Source organism: Acidiferrobacterales bacterium, from assembly GCA_028820695.1.
In the GTDB taxonomy this organism is placed as follows: Bacteria; Pseudomonadota; Gammaproteobacteria; order Arenicellales; family JAJDZL01; genus JAJDZL01.
The window spans coordinates 1-15,140 of record JAPPIB010000054.1; the positions used below are offsets into that span (position 1 = coordinate 1).

The window sequence follows — 15,140 nt, forward strand, 5'->3', positions numbered from 1 at the left end:
ACAACCTTTTTTAAAATTCAAAAATTCCACCAACAAATTGGCCTTTGGCCCCCCCCCCCCAATTTTGAGGCGTTTCAAGCTTTCAGTTTCTTCCTCTGCCCAAGACCAAGTATCTTTAAAAGCCATTGCTGGCTTAGCATCTTTCTTGTACTGACCTTTAAATGGCAGGTTGTAATCGCTTTTTGAATTGAAAGGCGGATCAAGATAGATTAAGTCAATGCTCTCATCCGGTAAAGCGTGTGGGTCATTCAGGACTTCAAGACAATCCTTCGCGTAAATAGTTCGATTCATTCATGTCTCCTCCAATGTGTGGTTGCTATGAAGTTAAGTCTTCATAAGACAGGAATTCGCCAACCATACCACACGCTAATTGCGACATTTGCGATTTTGTGTCCATCGGACTGGACATTGTACGTGCCACAATCAGGACACTTTGGACCATCCGGCCAAATCTGTTCTTCAAACCACTTTCTACCAGTGTCATTGTCCGGGAACATTTCGAACAATTCGATTGATGTTGAAACTGCCAACGCTGATCGAGCAAGTATCTGCCAAATTGGTGTTGTGCACGTTCGTGAAGGTAAAATCGTAGATCAGTGGCAGACACTGGTGAACCCGGAAATGTGGTTTGATCCGATGAATAGTTCGATTCATGGAATTGAACCATTGGAGCAACCAACCTGAGTTTCCCTTTGGAAACGTATGAGCCAATTTCCTGTTCAATTGACACTAAAGTCAATTCTTTGAGAATCTGCAAGTAAAGATTTGTTTTCGATAGACAAACAAATCAGAATTAGACTCGATTCCTGTGTTCTGTACCATAAATTGGTTTGCAGTAGGTTTTCGATCACACTGACTTTATTGCCATCGGTTGCCGTTCCCTTCCATAGTACTCCAGATTGTTTCCCGATGGACTGTCGGCAGGGTCCGTGCTGGCTGATACCTATTAATCACATGGGTTGTGCTGTTAAAATACTCACCTCAATTCGCAGAGCGGTTTCGATTGTATCCCCCTATTCCCCGAGCACAGTCAGGTGCTATACAAACTGGTCATTCGGGTAGCTGAGGACCGATCGACTTCGCCTTTGGTGTTCTCAAAGATTTCCGATTTCTAAATTCACATGCTGATTCTTGGACTGCACACAGGGCACAATGCAACCGCCGCGTTGTATGAAGATTACAGAATGATTGCCGCAGTCCACCTGGAGAGACTCACCCGAAAGAAGATAGACGGCGGCAAGGTCCCAGAGGAATCAATCGACGAGTGCCTCAATATCGCAGGCGCTCAACGCGCCGATATCGATGTGGTTGCAATGGGGCGAGGCAAGTTTCCTTCCCGGTGGTACACGCATTTCGGGCCGCATAAGCGCTTTTACGATCAAAAGGTGTATCGGTTGATCCGCGGCAGTGAGAAACGTCGATGGATGCCGACAGAACTGAATCGAGCAGGTCTCGTCAACTCATTGGAAATATTCGATACGCAACAATTCAAAAAGGCATTCGGACTGGCGGAAAAAACTGACATTCAATTCTACAATCATCACTTTGCCCACGCGTTACCCACCCTATTCCACACCAACTGGGATGAAGCACTGCTCTATACATCTGATGGCGGTGGAGACTGCGTCCAGTACAGCCACCGTGTGTTTCGCGACGAAACTATTGAAACTATCTATGGTGGAGATGAGTGCTTGCTTCAAAAACCCAGGGTCGACAGTCTGGGCCTGGCCTATGGATATGCAACCAAGGCACTGGGCTACAAGATCAACCGGCATGAGGGCAAGCTCACAGGACTCGCAGCCTGGGGAGGAGCACGAGGCGAACAAATTCACGATCTTCTCGCAAGTCATTTCTCAGTCAATGAGAAAGGCGAAGTAGTTAGCGACTTCAAGAGCCGAAGGGCGATGAGGCAATACATCTTCAAGATTTCAGACAATGAGGCAAAGGAAGAAGTTGCGGCAGCGGTTCAACAATTACTCGAGTTGAACACCCTGTCGTCGATCCGCAAGTTACTGCACCACTACCCTGCCCGCCGTATCGGACTCGCAGGCGGAGTATTCGGGAATGTACGCCTCAATCAACGAATCGCTGAGGAATGCGACGTTGACGAAGTTTTCGTCTATCCTGCAATGGACGACGGGGGCCTGGCCGCAGGTGGCGTCCTGCACTATCTTCTGCAGCGCGATGGCCTGCGGCACTGGCTCAAGCAGCGTGAAATCATGGAAACGCTGTATCTGGGGCGAGACTATGGTGACCGCGCAGATCTGGAATTTGAACGGGACGATCGTTTGGTCAAAGTCTCAGATCAACCAGTCGGAAAAGCCGCTGAACTGATTGAGCACGGCTCAGTGGTTGCGATTTATACCAATCGTATGGAATATGGTCCCAGAGCTTTGGGCGCCCGCAGTATCATGGCGTCACCGACAGATGCTTCGATCAACGATGAATTGAACCGACGCTTGTCACGCACAGAGTTCATGCCTTTTGCCCCGGTCGTCAACGAAGACGATGCATCCAGGGTGTTCGAACTTTCCGCACTGAATCTGTATGCAGCACGTTTCATGACCATTACCTGCTCAGTTCGTCCGCAATGGCGTGAGCGCATTCCAGCTGTCGTGCATGTGGACAACACCGCTCGACCTCAGGTGATCAGACGCGAATGGAATCCGCTTTATTCTGATATCCTGAATTGCTACAAACGCAATACCGGGATTCCTGTCCTGATCAATACAAGTTTCAACATTCACGAAGAACCCATCATCAACAGTCCTTGCGAGTGTGCCGATGCACTGGCAGACAATCGTGTAGACTATGTTGTCACAGACAACGCTGTTTATGGGCAAGCCAATAGTAATAATTTCTAAAACAATATATTGAAAGCTAATATTGAAGTTATTTCTACTCTATTTTCTACTTCGTTGATTTGTCCGAATTCATACTGTCCGCTATGAGACACAGAATTTCGAACATGATCGAATTGGCAACCAATGATGTGATCTGATTCGGATGATCCTTGGTCGGCATGATGCAAACCACATCCCCTCCGATCACGTTCTTGCCGCGAATACAACGGATCAGGTCCATCACCTGATTGATGTAGAACCCCTCTATTCCGGCTTCCAGATTCGCAACACCCGGCGCTACTGTCGGATCAAGGCAATCGAGATCAAATGTCACGTAAACCGGCCGATCTCCAATCCGTTTGTTGATGATCTCCTTACAAGCATCAGCTCCAAGTTCGTGATACCTTTCGATCGTGATGACCTCATAGCCGAGGTCGTAACTCGGCTCAAGCCAGTCAAGAGTCCGCACATTGCCGCGAATGCCAACCTGAACTGAATGTTCAGGATCAACGTGCCCATCCCTGACCAGATAGCTGGCCCAGTGCGCCGCTGACTTCACTGCACCGAGAAAGTGATCCAAGTTGTGGTAGGCATCAGTGTGGGCGTCAAAATGCAGGAGAACCGCTTTTTCTCCATTCGTCAAGTTGGCGCCTTCCCCGGCAATAGCCTGCAGTATGCCGCCGGTGATGGAATGATCGCCGCCGATCGATACCGGTTTTGCGCCAGCGGTATCAATGTTCCGGTAAAAGTCACAGATGTCTTCGATACACCTTTCGTTGTTGTTGGCTTCAGGCAGTGGCACGTCGCCTAGATCCGCTATCCGGTAATCCGACCATGGATCCAAATGAAATTCCTTGTGGCAGCGTCTTCCAAGTGCCGAAACATTCCTTACGGCCCGTGGCCCGAGATGCTGGTCCCGTTCAGTCGTACCATTTCCAGTTGAGTGCGGGACTCCGACAAGCGCAATGTCACATTCAGTCGGGTCCTGAATGGCAGGACAACGAAAAAAAGTAGGGATGCCCCACCAGTAGAGGCTGTCGATCATCGAATTATGGCGCCGCATGCGCTTTTCGGTATTATTGGATTGGGTAGTCAACGCAGTATCTCCTTAGTATCTGTAATGCCGTGCAATGTTGCATCTTTCGTACCTCGATAAAGATGACGAGCACTTTACGACACCAATTATGTATCAATTTTCTCGCATCAGGCACACCCTGTCCGGGAACGCTGGATGTTGGTTTTTCTTCCCTGATCGCACAGCCGGAATCGACCATTATCAAATTTCAACCAAACGACGCCTGTCTTTCCTATATAAATTGGATTGTCTCAAATTTGGAAAGTTCCAGACCGGTCGTGTTCGTTGACTGTTCGGCCGTATATCAGAAAGTCGAAGTTTCCAGTGTAAGTCCAACATGAAGTGAATGATAAAAATGTCTGAATTGAAACAATATTTGATGCTCATCGATGGTGAATGGGTCGAAGCCTCTGACGGTGGAACTTTTGAAAGTGTCAATCCGACGACGGGGCGTCCGTGGGCTGTTGTTCCGGAAGCGACCGCAGAGGATGTCGACAAGGCGGTTCGCGCCGCATATAGGGCATACAGCACCGGACCTTGGGCTTCGATGTCACCAACCGATCGCGGTCATTGCTTGCGCCGCCTGGCTGAATTGCTGATTGAGAGATCCGAGGAGATTGGCAGCATAGAATGCAAGGATACGGGAAAAATGTTCAAGGAGACCGGATGGCAGGCGAAGTACGTCGCACAGTACTACACCTTCTATGCGGGATGCGCTGACAAGGTCCATGGTGATACCTTGCCGATCGACAAGCCCGACATGTTTGTGTTTACACGACGTGAACCCTTGGGTGTGGTGGCTGGCGTGGTTCCGTGGAACTCCCAATTGTTTCTCAGTTCAATCAAGATCGGCCCTGCCCTCGCAGCAGGAAATGCCATCGTTCTAAAGTTATCCGAATTCGCACCCGCAGCTTTACTGGAATTCGGGAAACTCATAGCGGAGGCCGGAATCCCTCCAGGTGTCGTCAATCTGATCACCGGACACGGGAAACCGTGCGGCAAGTCGCTGACATCGCACCCGCTGGTTTCCCGGATTGCTTTCACTGGCGGCCCGGCAGCTGCACATCAGGTTGTAAGGAATTCCGCGAACAACTTTGCCGAACTATCGCTTGAACTCGGTGGAAAGTCACCGGTTATCGTTTTTGACGATGCGGATTTCGAAAGTGCTGTCAATGGATCGCTTAGTGCCATATTCGGCGCGTCCGGGCAAAGTTGTGTTGCAGGTTCACGCCTGTATCTGCAAAACGGCATCGCCGATAGATTTCTGGAACGCATGGCGACCGAGGCCGAAAATATACTGATCGGCGACCCGATGAATGATGAGACCCAAATGGGACCTTTGTGCACCGTGAATCAATTGGAAAACTGTGAGCGGGAAGTTGCGTACGCCCAGATCCAAGGCGGCCGATTGATCTGTGGTGGCAAACAGCCACAAGGGCTGAGAGGTTATTTCTATGAACCCACCATAATTGACTGTCCTCGCCAGGACCTGAGGATTGTCGACACCGAGCTGTTCGGTCCGGTGCTCAGTGTGCTTCGGTTTGAAAGTGAGGAGGAGGCGATTGAGATGGCGAACGATACCAAGTATGGACTTGCGGCAGGGATATTCACCCAGGACAGCGCTCGCTCACTGCGCATGGCGAATCAGATTAAGGCAGGCATCATCTGGGTCAATACGTATCGCGCAATTTCGCCGATTGTAGAGTGCGGAGGAATGAAATATTCAGGCTACGGGCGCGAAGGTGGTTTTCAGGCCATATACGACTATACCCGGCCCAAGGCGATTTGGATGAATACGTCCAAACAGTCGCTCGGAAGTCAGTTTGTTTCACGATAGACAAGGTTTAACCGGTCGGGAAAATCAGGGCATCGGCTCATAGGTTGGTACTTATCTCATATTTTTCACATGGTAATATTCAATAGAGTAGAATTAAACTGAAACTTACAAGAAAATGATGGAGGACCAGTAGTTTGTCAGAAGTAGTAATTGAACTAAATGATGTTTGGAAGATATTCGGCGAGCGTGCTGATGAGGCAATGGTCGCAATCAAGGAGGAAGGTTTAGGCAAACCTGAGGTCCTTGAAAAATACGGTTGTGTTGTGGGTGTTGCAGATTGTACATTCACAGTCAGCCGAGGCGAGATCTTCTGCGTAATGGGATTGTCTGGCTCAGGTAAGTCGACGATGGTTCGTCATCTGAACCGACTTCTCGAACCAACTGCCGGTGAGATTAAGGTTCTCGGTGTGGACGTGATGGGACTCAGTGATGAGGAATTGCGAAAACTCAGAGCGGCACACATCGGGATGGTTTTTCAACACATGGCATTGTTTCCGCACTTCACAGTACGGGACAATGTGGCATTCCCGTTGCAGGTGCAAGGAGAAGCCCAAAAGAAACGTTGGGATGTCTCTCAAGATTGTCTGCATAAGGTCAATCTGGATGGTTTTGAAGACCGGTTTCCCAGCGAACTATCCGGAGGAATGCAGCAGCGAGTCGGACTGGCGCGAGCTTTGGCGTCTGATCCCGAAGTGTTGCTGATGGACGAGCCGTTCTCCGCACTTGACCCGTTAATTCGACGTCAGTTGCAACAGCAGTTCATGGCATTGTCTACAGACCTCGATAAGACAACGGTGTTCATCACCCATGATCTGGATGAAGCGATTCGTATCGGCAATCGTATCGCGATCATGAAGGATGGCGTCATTGTTCAAATCGGGACTCCGGAAGAAATTGTGACCAACCCGATCGATCAGTACGTGACGGACTTCGTCGAGGGAATTTCTACACTCAAACTGATTTTTGCACATACGATTATGCAAAAAATCGATGAGTATGAGGTGCAACCATATGAGGATTTGTCCTTAGCGCCTCGTACATCACATGAAACCGACCTAAGTGGCCTGATCGACATTTCAGCAGGAACATCTCAACCGGTTGTGATTACAGATGACGGAAAAGATGTCGGTGTAGTGAACAAAGCTACACTGCTGAGAGGAATCAAAGGGGGTAAAGAGTAATGCAAGAAACAGAAAACAATCCACTGAGCAGTTCAGTCGCCGAATTTGCTGGTCAAAATTCAGATTACTATGCCGCTGAATTTGACAAGATTCAGTCGACTACAAAATTCCCATATTCCTGGAATACCATGGCCGCAATCTTTGGTCCGTTCTGGGCGGCTTCGCGCGGCTTATGGGGCTACTTTTGGACATTCACAGTGCTTGAGCTGCTGGCTCTGGTGCAGATCGGCAAGGGCCTGTGGGGCGAGCTCGGTGCTGAGCAACTCGCTCGAATGGAGAAAATGAGGCCAAAGATCGAGGAGTTCATGTCCCAGTATGTGAATACCTTATCGACCAATCCTGAGGAGGCTGCAGGTTTTCTGACTCGTGCAGAAAATCTACAGAAGGTCGCTGACCGGTTGCAGGCTGAGGCGGCAGCTGCGGCTCAGGAATCTCTTTTCTTTCTGATTGTCGGGATCATTGTCTTTGTCGCTTTGCGTGCTTTGCAAGGATTCTATGCCAACATGAGATACGAAAAACAGTATCTGCAGTGGAGAGCAGAACCGGAAAAAACGGTCACGGGAATGACTTGGAACCGGGTGATGTTTTCCATTCTTCTATGGGCGGCCATCGTGCCATTGACACTTTATCGCTTTACGGTTGCGAAAATTGCAGAGGGACTTGAAGCCTATACCTTGGGGTTTCCTGTGGCTAAGAGAGATTATTTCTCACCTACAGCGAACACCATGGAAAAGGGATTTGATTGGCTATCTGTAGCAGGAGCCGACGCCTTCGACAGTGTTGTTTTCAGCATCCGTACCGTTCTCGATGGACTTGAAACGGTGTTCGTCGATACACCTTGGCCTGTCGTCATGACAGTCATTGTCGTGTTGGCGTGGCGTCTGGCAGGTCCGAGAGTGGCAATTTTTACAGTCGCATCCCTGGCCTATCTGGCATTTTTGGGTATGTGGGAAACCAGCATGATCACAGTCGCCTTGTTGGGTGCTGCGGCATTTCTGTGTCTGCTGTTTGGTATTCCACTTGGCGTGTGGTTCGGCAAGAACCAGAAAGCCTATAACGCAGCGTTGCCAGTTCTAGACTTTATGCAGACCATGCCGGCATTTGTGTATCTGATACCCATCATTGCATTTTTTGGTACCGGAAAGCCGCCGGGGGTTCTGGCTACACTTGTTTTCGGTATGCCACCGGTTATCCGCCTTACCGCACTGGGTATTCGCGGTGTGCCTGAAACGACCAAAGAAGCTGCCAGAGCATTCGGTTGTACCAGATGGACTTTGTTGAAAGACATTGAAATTCCTCTGGCGTTGCCGTCCATCATGACCGGTATCAATCAGACAATCCTGATGTGTTTGTCCATGGTTGTGATCGCATCACTGATCGGAGCGAAGGGGCTGGGTCAGGATGTATTGGACGCTCTGCAGTACGCTGCCAAGGGTCAAGGAGTTTTGGCGGGTCTTGCTATTCTGTTCTGTGCGATGGTTATTGATAGAATCATTCAGGGACACTATAAGCAGAAGACTCAGCGCTATTCGAAATAAGTTTGAGATAGCGACACTCGTCTACCTGGCGCGTAGCGAGTTCAACTTCCGCACCAACCGCTCCAGGAATTCACGAATGGATTCCTGGAGCGGTTCTGCGTCGTTCCCCCGAGTTCCCCGGAACCATGTTTGGCGAACATGCTCGCGCCGTGCATTGATTTGATGCGTCTCAAACAGCAGTGACGAGTCGACCTCCAACTCGGATTGCATCGCGGCAAGATGAGTACATAAGAAAGGTGATGTTTCGCAACATCACCTTTCTTGTTATTGATTGAATCGATTCAATCTGATTCGCCCGGTTACCTCAACCAGCTTTCAACGAGATCGGAATGGCCTTCGACCCACTCAACGGCATACTCTGACATATCCCGCTTTTCAACAATGACAGCATAAGTCATTTCGGTCACCAGACCCGTGTCCAATTTCACTTTGGAAAGAAAATTGGCAACTTCCGGTTGGTCCTTTTCGAGATCAGACGCATACATGATGTGAAGTCTGGCAACAGTCCAGGCAACAGGTGCGGACGATTTTTCCAACCAATCCGGATCATCGGTAGGTTGCAGGACGTTCCACTTCGCCGGATCATGCTTCGGCTCGATTAATGGAATCAATTCATGCAACGCAAACATGTGATGGGGTGTATAGCAGAAGAAAACGATATTATCACCCCTGGTTACAGCGGCATCCACCTGTGCCATCGCAAGGGATTCATCCATGACATCGAGATTCATCGTTTCATCATAACCATAACTTTTCGCCCGAACCCGCTCGACATTTGTGGAAGCCCAACCGGCCGCACCGATCCAGATATTTCCCTTGCCATCACCGTCAGTATCAAACAGTGCTGCCGTTTCAGGATCGCTCAGAGACACAAGGTCGGTGATACCAGTTCGTTCTGCTGTGTCCTTGGTGACGCACATACCCTGGAATGCGACAACACCATTCGGATTCATAGTGACCGAACGTTTTTCTGTGACATAAGTATCGTGTAAATTCTGTTGGTTCGGCATCCACACTTCAGGATGGACATGCATGCTGCCTGAGTCCATCGCTTCAAACACAATCGGATTGGTAGCATTCTGAATCTCGACTTCCACACCCAGATTTTCCTCAATGATGTGTTTGAGAATTTCGCCAGTCGCTTTTACGGATGGCCAGTTTGGAACGCCGAGTACCAAGTCCGCAGCGCCAGCGATGCCAGATATTCCGATGCTTGCTGCAAGAATTGAACCCACTATGGTTTTTTTCGTGTTCATAGACTTTATTACTCCACTTCAGATTTGAATTACGAAAACAGTATATAACAACAAAATTGAGGGTTGACTCCAGACTACGCAAACTTGACAGATTTCGTTGCTCCACCCTGTCTGAGTCAAGGTGCCTGTTTCGGACGTCAGGGATTTCTGGAAGTGATTGCGCGACACGCGGAATTTACGAATTCATTCTGTGATGAGATTGCCTCTGAATGGATGCACTGGTCGCTGAAGGTGGAATCGGCAACAGTCAAGGAAATCCAGAAAGATGTGCGATGACAGTTATCAGATTGAGTCATCGCAGCAGCCTGTACAATCCGGTCACCCGCCTCAGGGTCTGTATCACCTCGGTCTGTCTGAAGATGTCTCGTGCCGAATCCTGGTAAGACCGACAAGAAAATTGTGATGTCATATCTTTGCCGACTGCACCCGCCTTCTGACCAATCTGGCGCGTCCGCTCTATACTCCGAAGACCAGCGGACAGGATGTTCAGGAAACTAGATTCGCGCTTGTTTCAATAGCGACACTGACGCAACTGTTTTTGGACTTCGGACACCAGTGTGGACGAATCCAATTCCACAGTGCCGATTCAATCCTGAGAGTGATTGCTGAAGGCAACGCAATGAATACACGGCAAAAAAAGAAGGGTGGTATTTTGCAATACCACCCTTCATTTCAAATATTAGGTATCGTGAAAAACGACTTCGTTTCTACAGCCAGCTTTCCACAAGATCTGAATATTTTTCTGCCCACTCTTTCGCATACTCTGCCGTGTCTACCTTGTCCACGACTATTGCGAAGGTGATTTCGGACACCAGATCCGTTGTGAACTTGACGTTGGACAGAAAGGCAGCAACTTCGGGCTGCTCGTCTACCAGATTCGCCGCATACATGATGTGCAGATGGGCGACGTCCCATGCGATCGGTGCCGAAGACTTGTCCAGCCAGTCCGGATCATCGGTAGGTTGGACAATAACCCACTTATCGGGATCGTAGGCAGGTTCATTAAGAACCACTAATTCATGCAAACCAAACATATGGTGGGGTGTATAGCAGAAGAAAACGATATTTTCATCCTTTGTGACAGCGGAGTCCACATTTGCCATTGCAAGAGTTTCATCCATGACATCAAGATTCATCGTTTCATCATAGCCATAGCTTTTCGCTCGAATTTTCTCGATATTGGTTGACGCCCAACCAGGAGCTCCGATCCAGATATTTCCCTTGCCATCTCCGTCAGTGTCGAACTGCTCGGCATACGAAGGGTCTGCCAACTGCCCCAGGTCTACAATACCGGTACGATCAGATGTACCCTTGGTGACACACATTCCTTGGAATGCGGGGACGCCATGCTCATTTGCGATTACCGATCCTTTGCCTGCTACATATGTGTCATACAAGTTTTGCTGGTTCGGCATCCAAACTTCAGGATGGACATGCATGCTGCCTGAGTCCATTGCTTCAAACACGATCGGATTTGTTCCGTTCTGGAGTTCAACTTCAACTCCATAATTTTCTTCAATGATGTGTTTGAGTATTTCAACAGTCCCTTTGGCAGATGGCCAATTCAGAACGCCAAACACCATATCTGCTGCCGAAGCGGTACCAGATACGCCGATGCTTGCTGCAAGAATTGAACCGATTATGGCTTTCTTCATTTGCATTTTTAATAACTCCGTGTAAGGTTAAATAGATTGAAAAGAGTATATAACAAAAAGATCCGATGCGACTAACCAGACGGACCCGTTTTATCGGTCATTGCCAACGCTGTGAAAGGCCAGACCGAAACTCCACATGAGCGCATATCGGGGATCTCCACTCTCAGTGAATCTTGAACAACTGTAAGAAATTGGCGGTGGTTTTCTCCGCAAATTCCTCAATCTGCATTCCTTTCAGATTCGAAAGAAACTCGGCAGTATGACGCACAAAGGCAGGCTGGTTCTCTTTTCCCCGTTTGGGTACTGGTGCGAGATAAGGTGAGTCAGTCTCAATCAGCATCCGCTCAATCGGAATTTTTCTTGCCACGTCCGCAAGATCCGCCGCGTTCTTGAAGGTGACTATGCCCGAGAATGAAATATAAAACCCAAGGTCCATGGCAGATTTCGCCATTTCATAATCACCGGTAAAGCAGTGCATTACGCCACCAGCTTCACCCGCATCACATTCCTTCATGATTCTGATCGTATCATCCGGAGCATCACGGCTGTGCACGATGATGGGTTTGTCGAGGATTTTCCCGGCTTCGATGTGTCTTGCAAACCGATCCCGTTGCCAGTCCAGCTCACCAGAACTTCTAAAGTAATCCAAGCCAGTTTCGCCGATGGCCACGACATTGGGATCACTGCCCAGTTCAGTCAAACGTGTCACGTCGGGGTCTTCAGCATCGACGGTATTTGGGTGAACACCCATTGACGCATATATCTCGTCGTACTTGTAACTCATCGCCAGAATCCTGGGAAAGTCTTCAATATTGACGGACACGCAGAGCAAGTATCCGACGTCCATATTTCTTGCTTCAGTCAATATCGAGTCGAATTTGTCATCGAATTGCGGAAAATCTATATGACAATGGCTGTCAGCCAGTAACATGATCTTTCAACCTAAAATTTAGAAAAACGAAGTAAATGATTGAATATTGGAGGTTATCCTGTTCGAGCTAAATTTCCAAAACCCAGCAGAACATCCTCTATAGCCAATGTCCGATCCAACGACCCGTCTCGCAGTTCCTGCCTGACCTTGCCGATGTGATCGTACAGGGCCAGCACCTTTCGTACATCAAGCGACTTTGCAATCGACTCAAACTCTGAACTTTCACCCATAGGTTCAGACGCGCGGGTCATGTTGGCCTTTACCAAGCGGACGATCGATCGCTGCAACGTCAACAGACTCTCGCCCTCCCCTACTTCAACGGCATGTGCGACCAGGGACAGCATATCCACCGATCCGCCCGGCCGCAGTGCACTGATCGCAAATCGATCCAATTCTTCTACCTTTTTCAGAACATCATTGTTGATCATTCGGATTCCAACAAGCGGATTTTTTCGAGCCAGAACAATTGACCTGACTTCCTCGCTCGACAACCCCTGAGCCGCAAGCCATTGGCTGGCTTGAGTCTCATCCGGGTCGCCGAGGTGGAACGCCTGGCATCGGCTGGATATAGTGGGCAACAAGTTCTGGATGTTCTCCGTAATCAGAAAGAAAAAGTTGTCTTGTGAAGGTTCTTCAAGGACTTTCAGCAGTGAATTGGACGCGCTGTCAGTCATTGCGTCGATCGGTGCGATCACAAATACCTTGTTCTTTGAGATATGCGATGCGGTATTGGCTTGCTCGATCAACGCCCGGACTTGTGATATCAAGATATTGGAACGTACGGTCTTCCTCTTTTGACGGGCGCTTTCGTCGTCGAGAAAACGATTCGAGTAAGCCTGCATTGGAGGTGAGATACTTTCCAGCATCAACTCGGACGTGATCACATGCAGGTCGGGATGGGTTTCCGCCGCAAACAAGTGACATCCTCTGCAGCTTCCACAGGGCTTGCTCTCGCTGCTGTCACATAAAAGCGCCATCGCCAGTCGAGAGGCAAACTGGAATTTTCCGACACCCTGATTCCCGGTCAGGAGCGTTGCATGGGCAAGACGGTCCAATGAATTGGTAAATGTGCGCCACGCATTGGTGTGCCAGGGCAGCAGCTCAGGAATTTCAACCATGATTCGCCACAAGGAATTCGTCCATCAGTTCGCGGGCGATCTCGCTCACTTCACTTTCAGTCAGGTTGGCGTCGATCATCTTGACCCTGTCCGGTTCCCTTCGGGCAATATCCCGGAACGTCTCCCGGACCCGCTCATGAAAATCCATTTCCTCCAACTCAAACCGGTCCAAAGGTCCATTGCCGCCATGGAGCCGCGATTGTCCTGTTTCGGCCGCCGCGTCCAGCAGTAACGTCAGATCCGGACGGAAGTCACCTTGTGTCCACTGTTCTATGGCGCCGATTCGCTCATGATCGCAATGGCGACCGCCACCTTGGTATGCATAGGTGGAGTCGGTGAATCGATCGCAAAGCACCCACTTGCCAGTACGCAGTTCGGGCAAGATGAGTTGATGGAGATGCTGCGCACGAGCGGCAAAGATGGTAAGAATTTCCGCATCTGCACAAAATTCAGTGCCTGGAGTCAGAATCAGTTTGCGCAATTGCTCGCCCAAAGAAGTACCGCCGGGTTCCCGAGTCGTAACTATGCTGATGCCGGCAGACCTGATTGTCGACACTACGGTCGAAACCAGCGCAGTCTTGCCCGCACCGTCGATTCCTTCAACTGTGATGAACTTACCTTTGACTTTCTGCTTCAAGAATCCAGCTCAAATGTCGGATACACAAATCAGTATCCGAAAGTCTATCGCACCTTTATCTTCTCGCGATACTCGCGAACCGCCTTGATATGTTCGTCAATCGTATCAGAAAACTTGTGCGTTCCGTCCCCTTGAGCGACAAAATACAAGGCACTGGTATCGGCGGGATTCGCCGCCGCACGCAACGCATCCAGTCCTGGCATGGCAATCGGTGTCGGTGGCAGACCGTACCGTGTATAGGTATTGTACGGGGTATCGGTTTCCAAGTGGGATTTTCTCAGAACACCGTTGAACTCGGCCAGCCCATAGATCACAGTCGGATCCATTTGCAATCGCATTCGCTTACGCAGACGATTGACAATTACACCTGCAATAATCGGGTATTCCGATATGACACTGGACTCTTTCTGAATGATGGATGCCACAATCAATCCCTCGTATGCCGTCTTGTAGGGCAGGTCCGGATGTCTATTCTCCCATTCGGTTTCGAGATTTTGCCTCATGTTTTCATAGGCGGTATCGAGAATCACCGCGTCCGATTGGCCGGAATTGTAATTGTAGGTATCAGGAAAAAACCAACCTTCGGGGTTGTCCTGGGTAATCTGCAAAGTATCCAGAATCGCCTCATAGGGTGCATCAGCAAGAGTATGGTCGATGTTGGGTGTCGACCTTATCTTTTCCAGAAAATCTTCAAACGTCCAGCCTTCGATAAATTGAATTGAGTGGACGACGGATTTTCCATTTACGATGTCGTCAAGCACGTCCAGTAAGTTGTCATCCGAACTGAAGCGATACTCGCCAGCCTTGAATTTCCGGTCAATCCTTCCCAGCCGCGCGGTCCATAACACCAACTTGTTGTTCCTCACGTAGCCGTCTTCGGCCAGTCGACGGGCAAAATCCGCGACGTTCTGTCCTTGTTCAAGCGCGTAGACTCTGTCGTCTGGGATATGAAGAGGACGGGTGATTTCATAACCTGCAAATAATGCAAGACAGAAAATGAGCAGCGAGACCAATTGAACCAGTCTCAGCAGCGGTCGGGATTTTCTCTTTCTTCCAGCCAATGCTTGTC

The 15,140-nt window shown here is 49.3% G+C and carries 13 protein-coding genes; 5 read left to right on the top strand and 8 right to left on the bottom strand.

What is annotated here, in order from left to right; translation table 11 throughout:
• A partial coding sequence (locus OXI60_10420) for a hypothetical protein (protein ID MDE0310228.1) occupies positions 1 to 291 on the bottom strand: 291 nt, incomplete at its 3' end.
• Between the two features lie 830 nt (positions 292 to 1,121).
• On the opposite strand from OXI60_10420, the gene OXI60_10425 reads away from it, so the two are divergent.
• On the top strand, positions 1,122 to 2,864 hold the full coding sequence (locus OXI60_10425) for a hypothetical protein (protein MDE0310229.1): 1,743 nt from the start codon (positions 1,122 to 1,124) through the stop codon (positions 2,862 to 2,864).
• Between the two features lie 46 nt (positions 2,865 to 2,910).
• On the opposite strand, the gene OXI60_10430 is transcribed toward OXI60_10425, so the two are convergent.
• The gene (locus tag OXI60_10430) at positions 2,911 to 3,906 is read right to left on the bottom strand and encodes an arginase family protein (protein MDE0310230.1); all 996 of its coding nucleotides are present in this window, start codon (positions 3,904 to 3,906) and stop codon (positions 2,911 to 2,913) included.
• 367 nt (positions 3,907 to 4,273) lie between these two features.
• Between OXI60_10430 and OXI60_10435 the strand changes: the two genes are divergently transcribed.
• The 3 genes from OXI60_10435 (at position 4,274) to OXI60_10445 (ending at position 8,474) form a co-directional block, all read left to right on the top strand.
• Positions 4,274 to 5,755 (top strand): aldehyde dehydrogenase, encoded by a 1,482-nt coding sequence (locus tag OXI60_10435; GenBank protein MDE0310231.1) that lies wholly within the window; start codon positions 4,274 to 4,276, stop codon positions 5,753 to 5,755.
• 134 nt (positions 5,756 to 5,889) lie between these two features.
• Positions 5,890 to 6,936 (top strand): betaine/proline/choline family ABC transporter ATP-binding protein, encoded by a 1,047-nt coding sequence (locus tag OXI60_10440; GenBank protein MDE0310232.1) that lies wholly within the window; start codon positions 5,890 to 5,892, stop codon positions 6,934 to 6,936.
• Positions 6,936 to 8,474 carry an ABC transporter permease subunit gene (locus tag OXI60_10445; GenBank protein ID MDE0310233.1) on the top strand — a complete coding sequence of 513 codons (1,539 nt, stop codon included), beginning with the start codon at positions 6,936 to 6,938 and terminating at the stop codon, positions 8,472 to 8,474. Before OXI60_10440 ends, OXI60_10445 begins: the two co-directional genes overlap by 1 nt.
• A 299-nt stretch (positions 8,475 to 8,773) precedes the next feature.
• On the opposite strand, the gene OXI60_10450 is transcribed toward OXI60_10445, so the two are convergent.
• Entirely contained in the window at positions 8,774 to 9,730 is a 957-nt protein-coding gene (locus tag OXI60_10450) for a hypothetical protein (GenBank protein MDE0310234.1), read from the bottom strand.
• Positions 9,731 to 9,814: 84 nt separating this feature from the next.
• Here OXI60_10450 and OXI60_10455 point away from each other — a divergent pair, with 84 nt between their 5' ends.
• The gene (locus OXI60_10455) at positions 9,815 to 10,006 is read left to right on the top strand and encodes a hypothetical protein (GenBank protein ID MDE0310235.1); all 192 of its coding nucleotides are present in this window, start codon (positions 9,815 to 9,817) and stop codon (positions 10,004 to 10,006) included.
• A 431-nt stretch (positions 10,007 to 10,437) separates the two neighbouring features.
• Here the strand turns inward: OXI60_10455 and OXI60_10460 are convergent, their stop codons facing one another.
• From OXI60_10460 to mltG, 5 genes are all read right to left on the bottom strand, one after another.
• Positions 10,438 to 11,391: a hypothetical protein gene (locus tag OXI60_10460; GenBank protein ID MDE0310236.1), complete on the bottom strand. Its 954-nt coding sequence runs from the start codon at positions 11,389 to 11,391 to the stop codon at positions 10,438 to 10,440.
• A 157-nt stretch (positions 11,392 to 11,548) separates the two neighbouring features.
• On the bottom strand, positions 11,549 to 12,316 hold the full coding sequence (locus OXI60_10465) for a TatD family hydrolase (GenBank protein ID MDE0310237.1): 768 nt from the start codon (positions 12,314 to 12,316) through the stop codon (positions 11,549 to 11,551).
• Between the two features lie 53 nt (positions 12,317 to 12,369).
• Positions 12,370 to 13,434, bottom strand: a complete 1,065-nt coding sequence (gene holB / locus OXI60_10470) for a DNA polymerase III subunit delta' (GenBank protein ID MDE0310238.1) — start codon at positions 13,432 to 13,434, stop codon at positions 12,370 to 12,372.
• A complete protein-coding gene (gene tmk / locus OXI60_10475; GenBank protein MDE0310239.1) occupies positions 13,427 to 14,071 on the bottom strand; it encodes a dTMP kinase in 645 nt (214 codons plus the stop codon). The genes holB and tmk overlap by 8 nt, the downstream gene beginning before the upstream one ends.
• 44 nt (positions 14,072 to 14,115) lie before the next feature.
• Positions 14,116 to 15,132, bottom strand: a complete 1,017-nt coding sequence (mltG, locus tag OXI60_10480; protein ID MDE0310240.1) for an endolytic transglycosylase MltG — start codon at positions 15,130 to 15,132, stop codon at positions 14,116 to 14,118.
• Between the last annotated feature and the right edge of the window lie 8 nt (positions 15,133 to 15,140).

Bases quoted from the DNA above. Each gene is read 5' to 3' on its own strand.
- OXI60_10445 (MDE0310233.1), top strand. From the start codon at position 6,936: ATGCAAGAAACAGAAAACAATCCACTGAGCAGTTCAGTCGCCGAATTT.
- OXI60_10435 (MDE0310231.1), top strand. From the start codon at position 4,274: ATGTCTGAATTGAAACAATATTTGATGCTCATCGATGGTGAATGGGTC.
- OXI60_10425 (MDE0310229.1), top strand. From the start codon at position 1,122: ATGCTGATTCTTGGACTGCACACAGGGCACAATGCAACCGCCGCGTTG.
- OXI60_10450 (MDE0310234.1), bottom strand. From the start codon at position 9,730: ATGAACACGAAAAAAACCATAGTGGGTTCAATTCTTGCAGCAAGCATC.
- OXI60_10430 (MDE0310230.1), bottom strand. From the start codon at position 3,906: ATGCGGCGCCATAATTCGATGATCGACAGCCTCTACTGGTGGGGCATC.
- OXI60_10465 (MDE0310237.1), bottom strand. From the start codon at position 12,316: ATGTTACTGGCTGACAGCCATTGTCATATAGATTTTCCGCAATTCGAT.
- holB (MDE0310238.1), bottom strand. From the start codon at position 13,434: ATGGTTGAAATTCCTGAGCTGCTGCCCTGGCACACCAATGCGTGGCGC.
- OXI60_10460 (MDE0310236.1), bottom strand. From the start codon at position 11,391: ATGCAAATGAAGAAAGCCATAATCGGTTCAATTCTTGCAGCAAGCATC.